Genomic DNA, 21472 nt, shown 5'->3' with positions numbered 1-21472 from the left:
CGCCTTTGATCTTGACTATATTCTGTGGGCACCCACAGGAAACAGCCTACACTGACAAACAAGTCAAGAGCCTTGAGGGTGTTATACCCTCTCTCCAAGATCAAGAGCCTTACTACATTCTTTGCATACGCAAAGGATAGGAATCAGTCACCTTGAGGTAACAAGGTAATAGTATGCTCTGTGGAAGCCACAGAAAGCTTGCCCTTGACGTAGACCTTGACGTAAGAAAAACCAAAACAGCCCTTGAGCTCTTACGCTGCTAGAGTCAATCTGTCGATACAGGACAGAAAGACTTTAAGCCCTGACTTGACTCTCAGTGCAGGCAAGGTCATGTGTGAAGCACACATAGTAGAGTCAAGAGCCAAAAGCTCTTTCGTTTTGTGTCGACTACTAACTGGTACGGCGTGGTGCCAGATACATCCAAGGTGATAGATTGTTTGCAGCCAGCACTGCAACAACAAGGGAGCGGTCTATACACTCCTTAATCTCAATCTGGAGTTGGAGCTTCTCCTGAGTCTGTACAACAACGATCAGTTGCAAGGCATGTCTGAGGCAGCGTATGTGCCAAAGCCTTCTCAGGGTTGACCACAGTGATGGTGGCATGAAGCTCACATAGATAAGTAACCACGCCAGCTTATCAGCATACTGCCTGTACCCTAGCCTACCCAGAAGCCGCCCATACGCAAGTACTTACCGTAAGCAGGGCTGAAAGCAGGTGAGCAATGACCCAGCTAACACCTCAAATTTCACGCAGAAGCGCCTCAAACACTGATTTTTACTGGGCTCCAGCTCCCCCGTGTCAGACAGACCCCTCCCAAACGAGATAAATGTCCGTGATCAATTACTGCCACCTTGGAAACTGGAGAAGAGCGCTCGATCAATCGAAAAGCAGAGACCGCACAATCTAACCAAGCTCTTTGGAAGCAGAGGGACGAAACGCTGGGCAGCTCAGAACAAGGGCCAAGTGGATGCCAACTGAGATACCGGGTAGATCCTGAGTGACCTGCACTACACACTGACCTGCACTACAGCAGAGCCTGCATTACACACCCCCCTTCATAGATAAACCGATCATCCTTAGTGTCAGGCAGCTTTATGCTGTTGCTCTTCAGACAGTGAGCGATAAGCGAAAAGCTCCTGATGCTTGCCGTCAACCCCCATACAGCCTCCTTGGCTATACGCCCGTCACAGCATTGGCAACCAGCCCTCCCTGAATCCAGCACCAGTAAATGATCGTCCCCCCCCCTCCGCATCTGGACTGTACCGCTTTGGGTATAGGCCCGCGAGCACAACTACAAGCCCCCTACAGATGACCCGGACTGTACCGATATAAATAGATTTACAACCCTATCGAGCACACATATAATCGATACACCCAAACGAGTACAGGCATCGCCATCATGTTTATCAGAGCTTACCTTCGCGCCAGCACGGACTCACAAGACGCCAGCCGTGCCAAGCAATCGCTAATCGACTTCGCTGCTGAGCATGACCACAAGATTGCCGCCTTTTACATTGAGAATGAGTCAGGCAGTAAGTTGGATCGCCCTGAGCTGTTCCGGCTGCTAGAAGACAGCCACGAAGGTGACGTGCTGCTGATTGAGGGTGTGGATCGCTTGTCTCGCTTATCCCAAGAAGACTGGGCTAGCCTCAAGGCCACCATTGCCGCCAAGAAGGTGACAGTTGTATCGCTCGATCTCTCCACTAGCCATGCAGCTTTGAATGCCACAGACGGCATGGATGACTTCACAAAAGGGATGATCACCGCTGTCAACGGGATGCTGCTCGATATGCTGGCTGTAGTAGCTCGCAAGGACTACGAGGATCGCCGTCGCCGCCAAGAACAAGGCATTGAGAGAGAAAAGACCAAGGACAAGTCGCTGGACAAGGCAGATAGAACTTACAAAGGCCGACAGGTGGATCAGGAGCTACACGCTCGGATTAAGGCATGTCTGGCATCAGGCAACAGCCTTCGTAAGACAGCAACAATTGTTGGGTGTGCTTTGAGTACAGTACAGCGTGCCATGAAAGAGGCAGTGTAAGGACACAGTACCCATTCAAACTCGATAGCATCGAAGCAATGGGTAGCCAAGATTAGATGCCGAACGTCGCTCACGCGGTCATGTAGCGCAGGTAACAACCGATATTGCTCGACATATCCGATGAGCAGCAGTTACGGGGGATTTGGGGAAAACTGTCCCATTCGGACAGCCTGTATCGGTGCGGGGGTCAAGCGTGTCAGCTATAGCTGTGGATTTACCAACTGACAACCATAAAGAAAGATGAGAAGTGCTAACTGGACTTCCAGGGGGGGGGTAAGGAGGTACTGAAAAAGACGCCTTGAAAAGAGGTGCTCAAACCATGGCTCAGCTTGAGAGCTTGACACGTACTGGTATCAGCATCTTTTTCGCTCTGAGTATTTCCTCAACTTAGAGCCTGTGTCAAACGCTCGAAAATCAGAAGGCCATCATTCGATTCCATATTGACATCATAGGCGCGGCTCACCTATAGTTAAGTCAATAACCATAAAGTCGATAGGGATATCTGCAATGAAAAAGCGCTCCTTTCTGCTCCCCTTAGCTACTCTGGCTGCAGCTGTAGCTACTGAACAGGCTTCCGCTCTAACTACTTATGAAGTTTTCGAGCCCAGCTCTCAAGCGAAGAACACATTCCAAGCAGAAGCCCAAAGCGAGAACCTTTCGGTTCGTAGTGGCAACGATCTGTTCGCCTTTGTTCTAAAGCGCGGGGACCAAGGGCAGATGATGGCTTATCACAGCTCCCATAGCTCCCACTCTTCGCACAGCTCTCACCGCTCCCACTATTCGGGTCGATAATGGATTTCTCTCATAAGCTCGTTTTTGATGAGAGGTTTTATGATGTGCAAGTTTTGCAGAAAGCTGCATATCGATCGATCAATAGCCTAACGGTTGATATCACCCACGATGGGGAGATGTTTGTCTGCGCCTTGTCATCCAACATTAGCGTGGACGAGAAGTCCTTTCTGTCTGCAATCCAAGAGTTCAAGAAGGATGTGCTCGATTATCAGCTTCGCCATCAACTAGCAGCTGAAACACAACCGATCAAGAACCTGATACTCGGGCTGACCTTCTCAAAAACCGGACTGATTAGTGAGTAAATTCCAAAAGCTGGAGTTCTACGCGCAGCAACGGCCATACGACTTGCTGCCCTTTAAGTTCGACCGTCTAAATGACGACGAATACGTCATTACCAACATGGCAGGCGAATTTCATGTCATACCAGCACCATCGCTTGAGCCGATCATCAGCAAGACGCTTCCGCTCACATCAGAGCTGATCCCGACACTTCGATCCAAACACTTCATTCGCTTTGCCAATGAGCAAGCACCACTTCAGCTTTTGGCACTAAAAATTCGTACGCGATTGTCCAGGCTGGCCGAGTTCACTAATCTGCATATTTTTGTAGTGACACTTCGATGTGACCATAGCTGTCCGTATTGCCAAGTTTCAAGGCAGTCTGAGAGCAAAGGCGAATTCGATATGACCACAGAAATGGCAGACAAGTCTCTGGATTTCGTCTTTAAGTCTCCCAATCCCGCCATTAAAATCGAATTCCAGGGTGGTGAGCCGCTACTTAACTTCGAAATGGTGAGATACGTTGTTCTTGAGGCCAAAAAACGTAATATCAAAGAAAGTCGAGATCTACAGTTCGTCATCGCGACAACGCTTTCACTTCTGACCGATGACATGCTCAACTTCTGCAAGCAGCACAGCATCGTTCTTTCATCTTCGCTCGACGGGCCATTGGATCTGCATAATGCAAATCGCCCACGCCCGGGCCGGGATAGTCATCAACGCTTCGAGGAAGGCTTGAAAAAGGCCCGCGCAATCCTCGGCTATGACCAAGTGTCAGCCTTGATGACAACCACAGACAAAAGCCTTCCAAGAGCACGCGACATCATTGATGAATACTTGCGTCTGGGCTTTGATGGCATCTTCCTCCGCACACTTTCCCCTTACGGCTTTGCGATCAAGACCAAAAAGTTCATGTCGTACGACACTGAGCGCTGGCTGGAATTTTACAAAGAGGGCCTTGAGTACATCATTGAGCTAAACAAGTCTGGCATACAATTTGTAGAGCAATATTCTTCGCTCGTTCTTACAAAAATGTTGACCTCAGGTGACCCTGGATTCGTTGACCTGATGAACCCTTCAGGCGCTGGCATTGCAGCCATAGTATTCAACTACGACGGATCGGTCTACGCATCTGATGAAAGTCGCATGCTGGCCGAAATGGGAGATCATACGTTCCGTCTGGGTAGCATTCTTAAGAATTCATATGAGGAGATCATCCTCTCTGATCAGCTTCTAGATGCACTGGAAAACTCTTTCACTCTAAGCGCTCCAATGTGCTCTGACTGTGCATTTGAACCCTACTGTGGCGCGGAGCCTGTCTACCATCACGCCATTCACAAAGACGTTGTAGCGAGAAAACCTGAGTCCTCTTTCTGCAAGCGAAATATGGCGATATTCAAGCATCTCATTGAGCTGATGAGAAGCGATGAGCAAACAAAGCGTATTTTTATGGGCTGGGCCAACCGATGCTGAAACTTGGCGGAAAGATTATCCGCATCCATGCGGTTGATGTTCATAGGGAGCTTACTCTGCTCAAGGTGTCGACCAGCCGAAATTTGCCAGAAGTCTTGCGACGGGAAAAAGCATACTTGGTTTCCGATCAGGAGATCCCCCAAGGATTCGCGCACTACCTTCTGTTTGAAAAACATCAGCAGTTGGTTGAAGTATTGCCTTTCAATTCAGATTACTCGCTTCTACCGAATGACTATGACTACATCGGTGATGATGACATCATCCGGCTTTCAGCAGATCGCCAGAGCATTAGCGTGCTGTTTCGAGCATCGTCGCCGCACAACAGCATCCTAGTCACCGAGCAATGTAACCATTACTGCCTTATGTGCTCACAACCACCTAAGGCAGCTGATGACTCATGGATACTTGACGAAATCGAGAGTCTGATTCCGCTTATTCCAAAAGACACCCGAGAGCTGGGGTTTACTGGGGGCGAGCCGACAACTGCCCGGGAGCGATTCCTTAAGATCATAAGCCTGACAAAAAGTTATCTGCCTAGAACCGCAATCCATATTCTCTCGAATGGGCGTAGCTTCAAAGACCCTGTGTTCGCTGAGAAGTACGCGCGAATTGAATTGCCCGATGCAATGATCGGAATCCCTATCTATTCAGACGACCCGACGCTGCATGACTACATAGTCCAAGCCCATGGCGCGTTCGATGAGTCCATTCAGGGTATACTCAATCTGAAGCGCTTTGGTCAGAAGGTTGAGATCCGAGTCGTCATTCACAAACTATCGGTGCAGCGTCTCCCTGAACTGTGTGAGTTCATAGCGCGTAATCTGCTGTTTGTTGACCATGTGGCACTGATGGGCCTGGAGATGATGGGTTTCACAAGAGCTAATCTTGATGAGCTGTGGATCGACCCGATTGAGTACAGAGACACGCTCAGTAAATCGGTTGGAATTCTAGCCAAATACGGCATGAACATCTCGGTCTACAATCATCAGCTTTGCTTGGTGAATCCGGATATTCTGCCCTACTACCGCAAGTCAATCAGCGACTGGAAGAATGAGTACGCGCCTGAGTGCCGGAGCTGCACAAAACAGCTAGAGTGCGGTGGCTTTTTCGCATCAGGTGTCAAATTCGGATACAGCAAGCACCTAACCCCATTCTGACTTTGGCACCCATAAGCAGCACACCGCCATCGCTGCAAACAGCGGTCTTATTCTCAGCATTTTCGCAGGATATGAATTCCCACTGAGAGGACCACTGGAGCACTCCCAAAGCCCTGCGCTACCTCCAGAAAAATTGAGTCCGGATAACGCTCTGGGTCACTGAGGGGGGGGGCTGAGACTTACAAAGGACTCCAGAAGGCTGGTGGTAACGCCGCCATCAGAGCAGCAATGGCTGAAGAAGGTGCATCATTCCGCAAGGTTGCAGAGAAGCTTGGAGTCGGTGTGAGTACAGTACAGCGAGCCATGAAAGAGGCAGTGTAAGGACACAGCACTCATAAAGACCCGATAAAGCCATAGCAATTGGCAGCCTAGGCTAGATGGCTAGTGTCGCTACACAAGCCTCTCAGGAGCTTTCGGGGGATTTTACAATCAAAATCGAGAATAGTTCTCACCCATAGTACGGGGCGCTTGACGCGCTACCTGTCGCACCGGATTTACCATCACCTGACTTACAAGGTACCGCCAGCAAGCACCAGCGGGATTATGCAGACAGCTCAGTGATAGGTGGTGCAGTTCAATCCGTAGGGGATGGGCGGCAATGCTCCCAAGGCAAAGGACTATTTTGCTCCGCTAACTGAACAGGACTGGAAGGAACGCTGCCGAGGGCATCAACCCCTGTAGACAAGCATTCGGTGATCGCTTGCTGATACCGCTCGAGCAATGGCGTTCGGAACGACCGCTTAACCGCATTGAGGCGAGCCTTTAATACCTCGCCATCTGGATGACCGCACGCCAGAAGCCTTCCTACCCGCCCCATAGCACGGTGATACATCGGCTCAAGGACAGCCCAGTCCGGCATCGACTCGCTCACCACTTCAAACTCCCTGACCGCTGAACGAATACGCTTTCGTTCCAACTTGGTTAGGCCCGGAGTGCTATTGAAGACGCTCAACCCTGTTACCGTGAGTGGCTGGTAAGTAGCGTCATCAGTCTTGATGCCCTGCCCACGAACCCGCATGTGGAGTTTTGTACGCTTCTGATGACACCCTTTAGCAGCCAACATCCCAGTGATGGTCGAAACAATGCCGGAAAGCTCGTTCGACGACGGTTCGCGGCTACAGGAGATAGTGATATCGTCAGCAAATCGAGAGTACTGAAAGCCTAGGGCCAAGAAGTTCTGCACGATCTTTGGTTCAACATCCCAGAAAACCAGGTTGGCGATATAGCCACTCGTGCTAGCACCTTGGGGCGCACTCCCGTCGCGCGTACAAATTGACGACAGCAGGGCCGCCACACTCGCCCCAAATCCGAACAGCCCGCGAAATACGTCGTCCACTTGGCTCTTCAATATGGACGGGTAGAAGTTACGGATATCTTGAAGGATGACGTACCGTGCTCCCGCATGCACAGTCGCATTGCTATGAATGCTCCGTGGGGACTGAAGGTCCCTTATTCCTCCGTGAAGATACGCAGGGAAGATAGCTTTGGATAACACGCGGTCAACGAGCTTTCGCTGAATCCGCTTGAGTGGCTCGTGAGCATCATAAGTATCCCGCTTCTTACCTTTCTTCTCTTGAGGTACATGGCGGTACATTCGGTCAGCACGGATCGCAAGGCGCTCGAGCAGACGTTCGCTTTCGCCCAGCGCCAAGGCTAATGCCTGGATACTGTGGATAGCCTTGAAAGGGTACGTAGGAGCGTCCATATTCCGATCCCTAAAATGAAGAAAGGCCGATACTAAGATCGGCCTTTCAGAATTCGAATGATGTGATTTGTTGCGTCATGAGAAAATAATCTCAAAGATGCTGCCTACAGCATCGCAGGCACCATTCCAGTACTCCAGCTTACGCTCCCATATCTCCAAAAACGCTTGGCGAATCAGAAGTCCCTCCACCGCTTGGCGGATTCGTTTCAACCGACTGCTTCTGCATTTTTTGCTATGAGAACTTTCACTATCAACTGTAACGCGGGTGTCTTGGATATTGTGCTTTTTCAGAATAGTCCGCGGACGGACTGCTTTCTTCTTACGCATGGTTGTAGCTCCTTCGCCGACGAAATTACCGCCGCCAAAGCATTCCGGGCCGAATGGAACTTCCAAGACACCACTACAAACCACAGTTCTGCTTCTTGATATTGATTTATCAATATCGAGAAGCCGTCGCCGCCACAAACTTCAACTCGCCACCGTAGAAATCATCCGTCAGCACATGCCAACTGCGTGAACCAAATCGCTTTACGTCAACGAGGGACACTTCGCTAACGCTTAGAGCAAACGTTAACGCCGAATACTTCGCTGACGCGCGGCTCGAGCACAGAACACGCATAGGAGGACCTAGGGGGCTGAGTCGTTGCGGAGAGGTAGCTTTGAAGAACACCAAAGCCGGTCAGTTTCCCGACCACCAACTGCAAGCCCAGAGAATATTCACCATGTTTAAAGAGCACCTGGACGGTACGCCCAGCGACTCTTTTATACCCCACGCCTGACCTCATGGCAATCAAATATGTCGATGTGCCACTAAGGAATGAGGAGAGCGCGAAAAAGCCTCCACTTACCTCAAATCACCTTAGGATACGCATAAAACATTGCGCCCTGAACGGCAACGATGGCGAGAGTAAAATGGTCAAGGTAAGATCGACAGCACAGTGCACCACTTAGGTGTACCTAAACGCTGTTACACTTCGAAATTTTTGACGCGAAAATCCTTGTAGAATCAAGGACTTAGAGAATGGAGGCAACCCCACCAGCCACACCCCGGCACACAATGTTCCCGCTGTGGCTGCTTCCTTCCGGATCTGACCAGGTTCACGGGTAATCGTTGCGGGGGGACCGATAGGGTCACCATAACAACATCCGCTTAGCAGCGAACGGCGCCATTGTACCTGTCTGAGAAAAACTTACAACCGCTGCGGCAAGAATAAAAAAATGAATGGGCTCAAGCACTTGGATTCGGGTTGAAACACCGCCTCGCAACCCGGCACAGGTCATTTGTGGGAGCGGGCTTGCTCGCGATGGCTTCTGCGCGGCTCAACTGAGACACCGCGTCGCCTGCATCGCGAGCAAGCCCGCTGCCACAGCCATTACGGAATCGAAATACCCTGTTCGCTCAAAAACGCGACAAAGGCTTCTTCATCCAGCACCTTGAGCCCCAGCTCGTTGGCCTTGGCCAGCTTGGAGCCTGCTCCCGGCCCCGCTACGACGCAATGGGTCTTGCCCGACACCGAGCCCGAAACCTTGGCCCCCAGACTTTCCAGCTTGTCCTTGGCCACATCGCGACTCATTAATTCCAGCGAGCCGGTCAACACCCAGGTCTGGCCTGCCAGCGGCAAACCTTCCACGGCCTTTTTCTCGCTGTGCCAGTGCATGCCGAAATCACGCAGTTGCGCTTCGATTGCCAGCGCCATACGGGCATTTTCAGGGTTATCGAAGAACTCGCGTACCGCCTTGGCCTGTTTTTCCGGCAAGGCCTGGCGCATATCGAGCCAGTCTGCATTGATCACCCCTTCAAGGGAGCCAAACCTGTCGGCCAGTTTTTGCGCCCCGCCCGGCCCCACCGAAGGAATATGCAACTTGTCGATCAACCCGCCCAAGGTTGTGCTGGCGGCAAACTCGGCACCCAGCTCACCTTGATCCTGCAACTCAAGACCACGCTCCAGCAGTTGATCAATCACCTGCTGGTTGTGTGCGTCACTGAAGAAACTATGAATCTCGTGCGCCACTTCCAGGCCCACGTCCGGCAGGTAGGTAAGCACTTGCGGCAACGCCCGCTGCACACGCTCCAGGGAGGCCAATGAACGCGCCAGCACCTTGGCAGTCTCTTCGCCCACATCAGGAATGCCCAATGCGTAGATAAAACGCGCCAACGTCGGACGCTTGCTGTCGGCGATGGCCTGCAGCAAGTTCTTGCTCGACAGCTCGGCAAAGCCTTCGAGATCGACGATCTGCTCGAACTGCAGGGTATAGAGGTCTGCCGGCGAACTCACCAGGCCCTCATCGACCAACTGCTCGACACTTTTTTCCCCCAGGCCTTCAATGTCCATCGCCCGGCGCGAAACAAAATGAATGATCGCCTGTTTAAGCTGGGCACCACAGGCCAGCCGGCCGACACAGCGGTACACCGCACCTTCGCTGACGGTTTCACGGCCCTTGCTGCGCTTGATCAGCTGCGTGCGCTCAACGTGGGAGCCGCACACCGGACAGCTTTCAGGGATCTGCACCGGCCGGGCATCTTCAGGGCGACGCTCCAGCACCACCTGCACAACCTGCGGGATAACATCACCAGCACGGCGAATAATCACGGTATCGCCAATCATCAGGCCCAGCCGCGCCACTTCATCCATATTGTGCAGGGTGGCATTGGATACGGTCACCCCGGCCACCTTGACCGGTTTGAGACGCGCCACGGGCGTTACTGCACCGGTGCGTCCGACCTGAAACTCAACATCCAGCAACTCGGTCAGTTCCTCCATGGCCGGAAACTTGTGCGCGATGGCCCAGCGCGGCTCACGCGCACGAAAGCCCAGCTCGCGCTGCGACGCCAGGCTGTTGACCTTGAACACCACTCCGTCGATCTCGTAGGGCAAGGAAGCACGACGCTCACCGATATCACGGTAATAGTCCAGGCACTCGGCAATTCCCTTTGCCAGCTTCAGCTCATGACTGATGGGCATGCCCCATTGCTGCAATTGTTTGAGGTTGCCAATATGGGTGTCCGAAAACTCTTCAGAGACCTGCCCCAGACCGTAGCAGCAAAATTCCAGCGGGCGGCTGGCCGTGATCTTCGAATCCAGCTGACGCAAGCTGCCCGCCGCTGCGTTGCGCGGATTGGCAAAGGTCTTGCCGCCAGCAGCCAGCTGAGACTCATTAAGACGCTCAAAGCCGGCCTTGGACATAAACACTTCGCCACGCACTTCCAGCACCGCTGGCCAGCCGCTGCCATGCAGCTTGAGCGGAATATTGCGCACGGTGCGTACGTTGACGCTGATGTCTTCACCGGTAGTGCCATCACCCCGCGTGGCACCACGCACCAGGCTGCCATCCCGGTACAACAAGCTGACTGCCAGCCCGTCCAGCTTGGGCTCACAGCTGTATTCAACTTCAGCGCCGCCACCAAACAGATCGCCCGCGGGCAGATCCAGGCCCTCGCTGACACGGCGATCGAATTCGCGCATATCGGTTTCATCGAATGCGTTACCCAGGCTCAGCATGGGCACTTCGTGACGCACTTGAGTAAAGGCAGACAAGGCTGCGCTGCCAACGCGCTGAGTGGGCGAGTCGGCGGTCACCAGCTCAGGATGTTCGGCCTCCAGGGCCTTCAGCTCGCGGAACAGGCGATCGTACTCGGCGTCCGGAATGCTTGGCTCGTCGAGTACATGGTAGCGGTAATTATGCTGATCCAGTTCAGCGCGCAGCTCTAGAATGCGGGTATTGGCGGCGGTCATGGGGTGTTCTCTCACAAAGCAAAAGAGCAGCCGAGGCTGCTCCTTGTGTTATTCATGCTGCATGTGGGTGGAGCAGGCAAGCCGCCCCCACATGTTCAGCGTTTTTGAGTCAGGGCACGGCGCTCGAATTCAACGATGCGCTGGCGGTAATGCTCGATAGTCTGGGCCGTCAACACACTGCGCTGGTCATCTTTAAGCTCACCATTGAGCTCCTGGGACAGCTTGCGTGCAGCGGCAACCATCACATCAAAAGCCTGCTTGGGATGGCGCGGGCCGGGCAAACCAAGGAAAAAGCTGACAGCTGGCGTACTGAACAGGTCAATATCATCCAGGTCGAATACACCCGGTTTCACCGCATTGGCCATGGAGAACAGCACTTCGCCATTACCGGCCATGCTTTCGTGGCGATGGAAAATATCCATCTCGCCAAAACGCAAACCGCTTTCGAGGATGTTCTGCAACAGTGCCGGACCTTTGAAGCCTGCCGGGTCACGGCTGATCACGCTGATCACCAGCACTTCTTCGGCGGCCTGCTGCGGTGCAGGCTCCTTGACTTCAACGTCCGCTACGCTCGGCTTGGCACGACCACGCGCCGGCTTGACTGGCGCTACATGATCATCATCACGGGCGCTGATGCTCGGGCCTTCATCCAGTTCAAGATCAAGGTTCAGGTCACCCTGGCTCGGCTCACCGCCACGCTTGCCGCGCTTGGCACCTTTGTCCCGTGCAGGCATGCTGACCGATGGCAAGTCGTGCTCATCAAGTTGCGGCTCTTTATGGGTTGGCGTATCCAGCACCCGTGACGGGCCCAACAACTCAGGGCTGTGCTCGTCGTCAGGGGCATTGGAAAAACTGCGATCAAGTCGAAACTTGAGCTTGCCTTTGCCACCACGCATGCGGCGCCAGCCATCAAAAAGAATACCGGCGATTACCACTATGCCGATGACTATCAGCCATTCGCGCAGACCGATTTCCATGTAATCCCTTGCCCCTAAAAAATGATTCTATGAAGAAGAGCCTAAAGCCCTTTAAAACGTGGCGCCAACTCTATGTTCTGAATGGCGTTTTACCCACGTACAAAAAAATTAGACATTAAATTAACACGACCAAAGATAACTTTACACCGTCTGTCGCATTGAGCTAGGCCCATGCTGCCTTCGACCTACACGTCATATCGGTCAAATGCTTGAAATTTTTCTTACAAGAAGAAAAAAATCGTCCTACATGCTTATAGCTCAAGCATCGACCATTGCCATTGCCTCCTCAACATCAACCGCTACAAGACGTGAACAGCCCGGCTCATGCATCGTCACCCCCATCAACTGATCCGCCATCTCCATGGCGATCTTGTTGTGAGTGATATAGATAAATTGCACGGTCTGCGACATCTCCTTTACCAAGCGTGCATAGCGGCCTACGTTAGCGTCATCAAGCGGTGCATCGACTTCGTCGAGCATGCAAAACGGCGCCGGGTTGAGCTTGAAAATGGCAAAAACCAGCGCCAGGGCCGTCAAGGCTTTCTCGCCACCGGACAGCAAATGGATCGTGCTGTTCTTTTTGCCCGGCGGACGCGCCATGATGGTCACCCCTGTATCGAGTAGATCTTCGCCCGTCAGTTCCAAATAAGCGCTGCCGCCACCGAAAACTTTTGGGAAAAGTGCCTGTAATCCACCATTTATCTGATCAAAGGTGTCCTTGAAGCGGCTGCGGGTCTCTTTGTCGATCTTGCGGATGACGTTTTCCAGGGTATCGAGTGCCTCGACCAGATCGGCATCCTGAGCATCCAGATAGCGCTTGCGCTCCGACTGCTGCTGATACTCATCAATGGCTGCAAGGTTGATCGCGCCCAGGCGCTGAATTCGCGCAGCGATACGCTCCAGTTCTTCTTCGGCCTGCTGCTCGTTGACCTCGGCATCGAGGGTGGCCAGCACCCCGTGCAGGTCATAGCCATCGGCCAGCAACTGATCCTGCAACGCAGTACGACGCACGCTCAAGGCCTGCCACTCCATGCGCTGCTGTTCGAGCTGGCCACGAATCAATTGCGATTGTTGCTCAGCCTGATTGCGGCGTTTTTCGGCATCGCGCAATTCGCGATCGGCATCTTCGAGCGCGGTCTGGGCAATCTTGAGTTCTTCATCCACGCTCAGGCGCTTGTCGAGCAACTCTTCAAGCTTGAGGCGCAACTCTTCCAGCGGCGCTTCGCCCTCCTCCAGATTGAGGGTCAGCTGTTCGCGCTTTTCAGCCAGGCGCTCGGCCTGCATTTCCAGGCGCTCAAGAGCCTGGCGGGTGGAATCATGCTGCGCCTTGAGCGACCCCAGGCGGACAGCCAACTGGTGGGCGTGGTCTTTATGTTGTCGAGCATCCTGACGCACCCGGTCCAACTGCTCGCGCAGACTGTCGCGACGGGCCAGCAACAGCTCGCGCTGCCCGGTATCTGTGGCCATGGCATCCAGGGCATCCTGCAACAGCAGGCGCGCCTCCCCTACCTGCTCATGCTCCAGGGCGCGCTGCTCACCCAACTCGGCCAGTTCTTCGTCCAGACGGCGGCGGCGCAAGGTTAATTGCTCGACCTTGGCCTTGCTGGCGGAGAGCTTGGCCTTGATCTCACCCTGGTGGCGAGCTTCATCCTGCAAGCGACGGCGAAGCTGCTCACGAGAGTCTTCCTGCATACGCTGTTGCTCACGCATGCTTTGTAGTTGTTCCTCCAGGGCCGCCAGGGTGGCTTCACGCTCTTCGCACTCAAGCCCCAGGCGCTGGATTTCCTGGCCCCGGGCCAGCACCCCGCTTTCGGCTTCACTGGCGCGGCGCACCCGCAGGAAGTTGCGCCCGACCCAATAGCCATCACGGCTGATCAGGCTCTGGCCCTCGGCCAGTTGAGCACGCAAGGCCAGTGCCTGCTCCAGTGTTTCGACCGGTTTGACCTGGCCCAGCCACGGCGCCAGATCAAAATCGGCCGTGACCTTGTCCAGCAGGCTGCCCGCCAAGCGAGGGGCCTGCCCTGCATCACTGAACAGGCGCAAATCACCCTGGGCAAACCCTGCCAGATCCAGCAGGGCAAAATCCTCGACCAGTACGGCCTGCAAATCAGCCCCCAACACGGTCTCTACCGCCAGCTCCCAGCCAGCCTCTACGCGCAGGCCTTCTGCCAGTCGTGGCTGCTCGGCAAGCTGCTGATCGCGCAACCATTCGCCAGTACCGGTACCCGGATCAAGCGCAGCCTGCTGCAAGGCCTCCAGCGATGCCAGACGACCGTTGAGGCGCTGCAGCTCGCCCTGGGCCTGCTGCTGGTTCTGCGTGGCCTGTTGCAAGTCGTGACGCACTTGCTCGAGCTGCTCGACCAGTTGCTGCTCACTGGCCTGCAGCTCTTCGTGGGCCATTTCGCTGCTGGCCAGTTGCTCACTGAGCTCCAGAATGGCCGCATCTTCAGGGTCTGCGGCCAGCAAGACACGCTCTTCAGCCAGGCGGCGCTGACGTTCCGCCACGCGCTCCATACTGGTTTCCAGCTGCTGGATACGGGCTTGCAGCACTTCAGACTGGCGCTGCGGCTCGGCCGAGCGAAGGTTGAAAATGTCCCACTGTTCCTGCCAGCCATGCATGGTCTGCTCGGCCACTTCCAGAGTAGCGGCAGCCTCTTCGGCGGCCGCGCTGGTCAGTTCCTGCTCGGGCTCAAGCATGTGCAGCTCTTCAGCCAGAGTCGCCAGCAAGGTGCGGTCATGCCCCAGATGGGATTCGGTTTCCAGGCGCGAGCGCTCGGCTTCGCGCAGGTCATCCTGCAACTGGCGCAAACGTTGCTGGCCATGCTGAATGCTCTGCTCGACCCGGGCAATATCGCCCCCTACCGAATAGAAGCGCCCCTGCACCAGATTGAAGCGCTCTGACAGATCATGGTGCCCGTCACGCAGGCGTTCGATGCTGGCATCGGCATTGCGCTGCTCGGCCACCAGGGCTTCGAAACTGACTTCCTGATTACCGATGACCACTTCGCGCTGCCCCACCTGCTCATTCAGGGCCTGCCAGCGCAGAGCCGACAGCCGGGCCTTGAGCTGACGCTCTTCGGCCTTGTATTCCTGATATTTCTCGGCGGCCTGGGCCTGGCGGTGCAAACGCTCCAGCTGACGCCCCAGCTCATCGCGCAGGTCAGTCAGACGGGCAAGGTTTTCGTGGGTACGGCGGATACGGTTTTCAGTCTCGCGGCGGCGCTCCTTGTACTTGGAAATGCCCGCCGCCTCTTCGATAAAGTTGCGCAGATCTTCAGGCTTGGACTCGATCAGCTTGGAGATCATGCCCTGCTCGATGATCGAGTAGCTGCGCGGCCCCAGCCCAGTACCGAGGAAGATATCGGTAATGTCACGACGACGGCACTTGGTACCATTGAGGTAATAGGTAGTCTGGCTGTCGCGGGTGACTTTGCGGCGGATCGATATCTCGGCATAGGCCGCATACTCGCCCAGCAGCGTGCCGTCGGAGTTGTCGAAGACCAGTTCGATACTGGCCTGGCTCACCGGCTTGCGCGTGGTGGAGCCGTTGAAGATAACGTCGGTCATCGACTCGCCGCGCAGGTTCTTGGCCGAGCTTTCGCCCATGACCCAGCGCACGGCATCGATGATATTGGACTTGCCACAGCCGTTGGGGCCTACCACCGCCGCCATATTGCTTGGAAAGGTAACGGTTGTCGGGTCAACGAAGGACTTGAAGCCGGCCAGCTTGATACAGGTCAGGCGCACGCTCAGGCAACCGTCAATGCAGACAGCACCAGGGCACAACTGCGCTGGGCATAGCTGCTCAGCACCACGCGAATCTGCGCCAGGTCACGCGCCAGCACGGCGTCGAGCAACTGCGCAAACAACGCCAGGAACTCGCTCATTTCCGCCTTGCGCTGGTCCAGTGCCAGGTAATAGGCACGGCTCATGGCCGGGTGCAGGTTCTCGACGGTTTCCTGCAAATAGGGGTTGTCGGCGAACGGGTACGCCGCACGCATCACATTGAAGCTGTCTTCAACGAAGGTGCTGATGTCCTGGCGTTCGTAGCTGGCGGCCAGGCGCTGCTGGATCTGCAAGAACGGCCCCAGGTCGGCCGGAACTGCCCAGCGCTGGGCTACGGCATTGCCGAGCAGGATGTACATTTCGCTCATCAGCGTGCACAGGCTCTGCACCTTGTGCGCCGTAAGCTCGGTCACATGGGCGCCACGACGCGGCAGGATGGCGATCAGGTGCCGACGCTCAAGGATCAACAATGCTTCGCGCACAGAGCCGCGACTGACATTCAGCGCCAGCGTCACTTTCTGTTCCTGAATGCGTTCCCCAGGCTTTAACTCGCCGCGAATGATGCGTTCGGCGAGGTGGTGAGCGATTTGCTCGGCGAGGCTGTCCGGCGCCTTGAACGTCATGTTTTACCTTCAAAATCTTTGATCAGTGCAGGCGGTGCAGTGTAACGCACTTGATATGCCCTCGCGCAGAGCCTCAGGGGCTGAATATGGCACGAAACCCGCAAATAAATCCCCCGGTTATCAATCACAGGGATTACCGATCGCTATTTCTTGACCCGCAGGTCAGCTTTAGCTAAATTCAGTGCATCCCGCGTTACAACAATAATGATTATGCGAGGCCTTCCGTGATCCAGTTCCTACTCAACCAGACGCTGCGCACCGAGCACACGCTCGACCCGAATTTGACCGTGCTCAATTACCTGCGTGAACACCTGCACAAGCCTGGTACCAAAGAAGGATGCGCCAGCGGCGACTGCGGGGCCTGTACCGTGGTTGTCGGCGAACTTCACACCGACGCTGAAGGCCTTGAACGGCTGCGCTATCGCAGCCTCAATTCGTGCCTGACCTTTGTCTCGGCTTTGCACGGCAAGCAACTGATCAGCATCGAAGACCTCAAGCACCAGGGGCAGTTGCACAGCGTGCAGCGGGCGATGGTCGACTGCCACGGCTCACAGTGCGGGTTTTGCACGCCGGGATTTGTGATGTCACTGTTCGCCCTGCAAAAAAACAGCACGGGCCAGCCTGATGGCCATCAGGCTCATGAAGCCCTGGCGGGAAACCTCTGTCGCTGCACCGGCTACCGCCCTATTCTGGCGGCTGCCGAACAGGCTTGCAGCGGGCAACAACAGGATCAGTTCGATACACACCAGAGCGCGACCATTGCCTTGCTCAAGACCATCACCCCGACTCAAACCGGCGAACTGAACAGCGGCGACAAGCGCTGCCTGCTGCCCATGACCATCAGCGACCTGGCCCAGCTGTACGAATCCCAACCCCAGGCCCGCCTGCTGGCCGGCGGTACCGACCTGGCGCTTGAGGTGACCCAGTTTCATCGCCCGCTGCCGGTCATGATCTACGTCGGCAACGTGGCCGAAATGAAGCACATCGAGCGCTTTGATGACCGTATTGAAATCGGCGCGGCGGTGTCGCTGACAGACGCCTACGGCACGCTCAAGGCCGAGTACCCGGACTTCGGCGAATTGCTGCAACGCTTCGCCTCCCTGCAAATCCGCAATCAGGGCACCCTGGGCGGCAACATCGGCAATGCCTCGCCCATTGGCGACTCGCCACCGCTGCTGATTGCCCTCGGCGCACAACTGGTACTGCGCAAAGGGCAAACCCTGCGCACCCTGGCGATCGAGGATTACTTTATCGACTACCGGGTGACGGCACGCCAGGAAGGCGAATTTATCGAAAAAATCATCATCCCTCGCGCCGACCCCAGCCATGCATTTCGCGCCTATAAAATCTCCAAGCGCCTGGATGACGACATCAGCGCCGTGTGCGCAGCGTTCAACCTGCACATCGAAAACGGCGTGGTGATCGACGCCCGCATAGCCTTCGGCGGCATGGCAGGCACGCCCAAACGCGCCAGCGCCTGCGAGGCGGTCTTGCACAACGCGCCCTGGAACAACGCAACGGTGGAGCGAGCCTGCAACGCCTTGTCGCAGGATTTCAGCCCGCTCTCGGACTTTCGCGCCAGCAAGGAATACCGTCTGCTGAGTGCACAAAACCTGCTACGCAAATACTTTATCGAACTGCAAACGCCACATCTCGAGACGCGGGTAACAGCTTATGTCTAACCATCACAAGGTTGCCCCAACCCAGGCCGAGCTGGCCGCCCTCTTCCAGCAGGACTTGAAAACCGGTGTGGGTCGCAGCGTCAAGCATGACAGTGCCGAAAAACATGTCAGCGGCGAAGCGCAGTACATCGATGACCGCCTGGAATTCCCCAACCAGTTGCACCTTTTCGCACGCCTGTCCGACCGCGCCCACGCCAGAATCCTGCGTGTCGACACCACGCCCTGCTACGCCTTCGCAGGCGTGCGCCTGGTGATCACCCACGAAGATATCCCCGGTCTGAAGGACATTGGCCCGCTACTGCCCGGCGATCCGCTGCTGGCCATCGACAAGGTGGAGTTTGTCGGCCAGCCCGTACTGGCAGTGGCCGCTTGCGACCTGGACACCGCGCGCAAGGCGGCAATGGCTGCCATTATCGAATACGAAGACCTGGAGCCGGTGCTGGACGTGGTTCAGGCCCTGCGCCAGAAGCACTTTGTGCTCGATACCCACACCCATCAACGCGGCGACTCTGCCGGCGCACTGGCCGGGGCCGAACATCGCCTGCAGGGCAGCCTGCATATTGGCGGGCAGGAGCACTTTTACCTCGAGACCCAGATCTCATCGGTGATGCCTACCGAAGACGGCGGGATGATCGTTTACTGCTCCACGCAGAACCCTACCGAAGTGCAGAAGCTGGTGGCAGAAGTCCTTGATGTTTCAATGAACAAGATCGTTGTCGATATGCGCCGCATGGGCGGCGGTTTTGGCGGCAAGGAGACCCAGGCCGCCAGCCCCGCTTGCCTGTGCGCCGTGGTGGCACGCCTCACCGGGCAACCGACCAAGATGCGCCTGCCGCGGGTCGAAGACATGCTGATGACCGGCAAGCGCCACCCGTTTTATATCGAATATGACGTCGGTTTCGACGCCAGCGGCCGTTTGCAGGGCATCCAGCTGGACCTGGCGGGCAACTGCGGCTGTTCCCCGGACTTGTCCAACTCCATTGTCGACCGCGCCATGTTCCACGCCGACAACGCCTATTATCTGGGCGACGCGACGATCAATGGTTATCGCTGTAAAACCAACACGGCTTCCAACACCGCCTATCGCGGCTTTGGTGGCCCGCAAGGCATGGTCGCCATCGAAGAGGTCATGGACCGTATCGCCCGCCATTTGGGCCTCGACCCGCTGGCCGTACGCAAGGCCAATTACTACGGCAAAACCGAACGCAACGTGACCCACTACTACCAGACCGTGGAACACAACCTGCTGCAAGAAATGACCGCCGAGCTCGAGGCCAGCAGCGACTACGCCGGGCGGCGGGAGGCGATCAAAGCGTTCAATGCCGGCAGCCCGATCCTGAAAAAAGGCCTGGCGCTGACCCCGGTCAAGTTCGGTATTTCCTTTACCGCCAGCTTCCTCAACCAGGCCGGTGCGCTGATCCACATCTATACCGACGGCAGCATCCATCTCAACCACGGTGGCACCGAGATGGGCCAGGGCTTGAATATCAAGGTCGCGCAGGTAGTGGCAGAGGTGTTTCAGGTGGATATCAGCCGTGTGCAGATCACCGCCACCAACACTGACAAAGTGCCCAATACCTCGCCTACTGCAGCGTCCAGCGGATCTGATCTGAACGGCAAGGCTGCGCAGAACGCGGCAGAAATCATCAAGCAGCGCCTGGTGGAATTTGCCGCCGGCCAGTATCAGGTCGAGCAACAGGAAGTGGTTTTCCATAACGGACAGGTGCGGGTTGGCGAGCAGATCATCAGCTTTGAAGCACTGATCCAGCAGGCCTACTTCGGCCAGGTGTCGCTCTCAAGCACCGGCTACTACAAAACCCCGAAGATTTTTTACGACCGCAGCCAGGCTCGCGGTCGTCCGTTTTACTACTTTGCTTTTGGCGCAGCCTGTGCCGAGGTGATCGTCGACACGCTCACCGGCGAATACAAAATGCTGCGCACCGATATCCTCCACGATGTCGGCGCTTCGCTGAACCCGGCCATTGATATCGGCCAGATCGAGGGCGGCTATATCCAGGGGGCGGGCTGGCTGACCATGGAGGAACTGGTGTGGAATGCCAAGGGCAAGCTGATGACCAACGGCCCGGCCAGCTACAAGATCCCCGCGGTGGCAGACATGCCGCTGGACCTGCGCGTAACCCTGGTGGAAAACCGCAAGAACCCCGAAGACACCGTGTTCCACTCCAAGGCCGTGGGCGAACCGCCATTTATGCTCGGCATCGCCGCATGGTGTGCACTCAAGGACGCCGTGGCGAGCCTGGCCGACTACCGCGTGCAACCTGCGATTGACGCCCCGGCCACCCCGGAGCGGGTGCTGTGGGGTTGTGAGCAAATGCGCAAAAGCCTGTCGGGAGATCAGCATGAATAACTGGATCAGTGCCCTGGCCGAGTTGCAGCAGCAAGGCGAACCCTGCGTGCTGGTGACCATCATCGAAGAGCAAGGCTCTACCCCGCGCAATGCCGGTTCGAAGATGGTCATTTGTGCAGATAAAATCTTCGACACCATTGGTGGCGGTCATCTGGAGTACAAGGCAATGGAAATTGCCCGCCAGATGCTCAGCAGCGGCAAGCACGATACCCTTCTACAGCGCTTCAGCCTCGGCGCCAGCCTGGGCCAGTGTTGCGGAGGGGTGGCCGTGCTGCTGTTCGAACCGATGGGCAAGGTGCAGGCTCAGATTGCGGTGTTTGGCGCAGGGCACGTGGCCCGGGCCCTGGTACCCCTGCTCGCCAGCCTGCCGTGCCGGGTGCGCTGGATCGACTCGCGGGAGCAGGAATTCCCGACACTTATCCCCCAAGGCGTGGAAAAAATCGTTACCGACGAACCGGTAGATGAAGTCGATGCCCTGCCTGCGGGTTGCTACTGCATCGTCATGACGCATAATCACGCCCTGGACCTGGAGCTCAGCGCCGCCCTGCTTAAACGCAACGACTTTACTTACTTCGGCTTGATTGGTTCGAAAACCAAACGCGTGAAGTTCGAACATCGCCTGCGTGAGCGCGGTATCGACGCCTCACCTTTGCAGCGCATGCGTTGCCCGATGGGTTTGAGCGAAGTCAAAGGCAAATTGCCTGTTGAAATCGCGATCTCCATCGCCGGCGAAATCATCGCCACCTACAACACTCATTTCGGCCAGCACACTGCGAGCGCCGACAGCGCGTCATCTGAATCCATTAAACAATTGTTGCCGTCTTCACGACGCAGCCATGCCACACACTGAGAAT

The 21472-nt window shown here is 55.8% G+C and carries 14 protein-coding genes and 1 other RNA gene; 8 read left to right on the top strand and 7 right to left on the bottom strand.

Features of this window, described 5'->3' with window-relative positions:
- Positions 1-1400: 1400 nt before the first annotated feature.
- The 5 genes from GHO42_RS02310 (at position 1401) to hxsC (ending at position 5743) form a co-directional block, all read left to right on the top strand.
- Complete coding sequence (locus tag GHO42_RS02310; protein ID WP_153326561.1) at positions 1401-2042, top strand: recombinase family protein; 642 nt, start codon at positions 1401-1403, stop codon at positions 2040-2042.
- Between the two features lie 507 nt (positions 2043-2549).
- Positions 2550-2834, top strand: a complete 285-nt coding sequence (gene hxsA2, locus GHO42_RS26360; RefSeq protein ID WP_218575980.1) for a His-Xaa-Ser repeat protein HxsA2 — start codon at positions 2550-2552, stop codon at positions 2832-2834.
- Complete coding sequence (gene hxsD / locus GHO42_RS02305; RefSeq protein ID WP_153326563.1) at positions 2834-3136, top strand: His-Xaa-Ser system protein HxsD; 303 nt, start codon at positions 2834-2836, stop codon at positions 3134-3136. The genes hxsA2 and hxsD overlap by 1 nt, the downstream gene beginning before the upstream one ends.
- Positions 3129-4586, top strand: a complete 1458-nt coding sequence (gene hxsB, locus GHO42_RS02300; RefSeq protein ID WP_178126937.1) for a His-Xaa-Ser system radical SAM maturase HxsB — start codon at positions 3129-3131, stop codon at positions 4584-4586. The genes hxsD and hxsB overlap by 8 nt, the downstream gene beginning before the upstream one ends.
- Entirely contained in the window at positions 4580-5743 is a 1164-nt protein-coding gene (gene hxsC, locus GHO42_RS02295; protein WP_153326565.1) for a His-Xaa-Ser system radical SAM maturase HxsC, read from the top strand. The genes hxsB and hxsC overlap by 7 nt, the downstream gene beginning before the upstream one ends.
- A 574-nt stretch (positions 5744-6317) precedes the next feature.
- Here hxsC and GHO42_RS02290 read toward each other — a convergent pair.
- From GHO42_RS02290 to GHO42_RS02260, 7 genes are all read right to left on the bottom strand, one after another.
- Entirely contained in the window at positions 6318-7448 is a 1131-nt protein-coding gene (locus tag GHO42_RS02290) for a reverse transcriptase family protein (protein ID WP_153326567.1), read from the bottom strand.
- A 75-nt stretch (positions 7449-7523) separates the two neighbouring features.
- Positions 7524-7775 carry a hypothetical protein gene (locus GHO42_RS02285; protein ID WP_153326570.1) on the bottom strand — a complete coding sequence of 84 codons (252 nt, stop codon included), beginning with the start codon at positions 7773-7775 and terminating at the stop codon, positions 7524-7526.
- Between the two features lie 704 nt (positions 7776-8479).
- Positions 8480-8576: signal recognition particle sRNA small type (gene ffs, locus GHO42_RS02280), an RNA gene on the bottom strand.
- A 245-nt stretch (positions 8577-8821) separates the two neighbouring features.
- Positions 8822-11182, bottom strand: coding sequence for an NAD-dependent DNA ligase LigA (gene ligA, locus GHO42_RS02275; RefSeq protein WP_095024094.1), 2361 nt, complete (start codon positions 11180-11182; stop codon positions 8822-8824).
- 95 nt (positions 11183-11277) lie between these two features.
- On the bottom strand, positions 11278-12159 hold the full coding sequence (gene zipA, locus GHO42_RS02270) for a cell division protein ZipA (protein ID WP_095002768.1): 882 nt from the start codon (positions 12157-12159) through the stop codon (positions 11278-11280).
- Between the two features lie 258 nt (positions 12160-12417).
- Positions 12418-15906, bottom strand: a complete 3489-nt coding sequence (gene smc, locus GHO42_RS02265; RefSeq protein ID WP_178126938.1) for a chromosome segregation protein SMC — start codon at positions 15904-15906, stop codon at positions 12418-12420.
- Positions 15907-15908: 2 nt separating this feature from the next.
- Positions 15909-16568: a GntR family transcriptional regulator gene (locus GHO42_RS02260; protein ID WP_095002770.1), complete on the bottom strand. Its 660-nt coding sequence runs from the start codon at positions 16566-16568 to the stop codon at positions 15909-15911.
- Between the two features lie 224 nt (positions 16569-16792).
- On the opposite strand from GHO42_RS02260, the gene xdhA reads away from it, so the two are divergent.
- Genes xdhA through xdhC form a run of 3 tightly spaced genes read left to right on the top strand, consistent with a single transcriptional unit; the run spans position 16793 to position 21468 of the window.
- Complete coding sequence (xdhA, locus tag GHO42_RS02255) at positions 16793-18250, top strand: xanthine dehydrogenase small subunit (RefSeq protein WP_371928109.1); 1458 nt, start codon at positions 16793-16795, stop codon at positions 18248-18250.
- Positions 18243-20618, top strand: coding sequence for a xanthine dehydrogenase molybdopterin binding subunit (gene xdhB / locus GHO42_RS02250; RefSeq protein ID WP_153326572.1), 2376 nt, complete (start codon positions 18243-18245; stop codon positions 20616-20618). Before xdhA ends, xdhB begins: the two co-directional genes overlap by 8 nt.
- The gene (gene xdhC / locus GHO42_RS02245) at positions 20611-21468 is read left to right on the top strand and encodes a xanthine dehydrogenase accessory protein XdhC (protein WP_095025015.1); all 858 of its coding nucleotides are present in this window, start codon (positions 20611-20613) and stop codon (positions 21466-21468) included. Before xdhB ends, xdhC begins: the two co-directional genes overlap by 8 nt.
- Positions 21469-21472: the final 4 nt, after the last annotated feature.

Origin of the sequence: Pseudomonas sp. FSL R10-0056, assembly GCF_009600105.1 — a bacterium.
Classification (GTDB): Bacteria; Pseudomonadota; Gammaproteobacteria; order Pseudomonadales; family Pseudomonadaceae; genus Aquipseudomonas; species Aquipseudomonas bubulae.
Note: the sequence above shows the minus strand (reverse complement) of the source record. Positions and strands in the feature narration are given on the sequence as shown.

Coding starts and splice junctions, on each gene's coding strand:
- hxsC (WP_153326565.1), top strand. CDS start 4,580: ATGCTGAAACTTGGCGGAAAGATTATCCGCATCCATGCGGTTGATGTT.
- zipA (WP_095002768.1), bottom strand. CDS start 12,159: ATGGAAATCGGTCTGCGCGAATGGCTGATAGTCATCGGCATAGTGGTA.
- hxsD (WP_153326563.1), top strand. CDS start 2,834: ATGGATTTCTCTCATAAGCTCGTTTTTGATGAGAGGTTTTATGATGTG.
- GHO42_RS02310 (WP_153326561.1), top strand. CDS start 1,401: ATGTTTATCAGAGCTTACCTTCGCGCCAGCACGGACTCACAAGACGCC.
- hxsA2 (WP_218575980.1), top strand. CDS start 2,550: ATGAAAAAGCGCTCCTTTCTGCTCCCCTTAGCTACTCTGGCTGCAGCT.
- xdhC (WP_095025015.1), top strand. CDS start 20,611: ATGAATAACTGGATCAGTGCCCTGGCCGAGTTGCAGCAGCAAGGCGAA.
- ligA (WP_095024094.1), bottom strand. CDS start 11,182: ATGACCGCCGCCAATACCCGCATTCTAGAGCTGCGCGCTGAACTGGAT.
- GHO42_RS02260 (WP_095002770.1), bottom strand. CDS start 16,568: ATGACGTTCAAGGCGCCGGACAGCCTCGCCGAGCAAATCGCTCACCAC.
- GHO42_RS02285 (WP_153326570.1), bottom strand. CDS start 7,775: ATGCGTAAGAAGAAAGCAGTCCGTCCGCGGACTATTCTGAAAAAGCAC.
- GHO42_RS02290 (WP_153326567.1), bottom strand. CDS start 7,448: ATGGACGCTCCTACGTACCCTTTCAAGGCTATCCACAGTATCCAGGCA.
- xdhB (WP_153326572.1), top strand. CDS start 18,243: ATGTCTAACCATCACAAGGTTGCCCCAACCCAGGCCGAGCTGGCCGCC.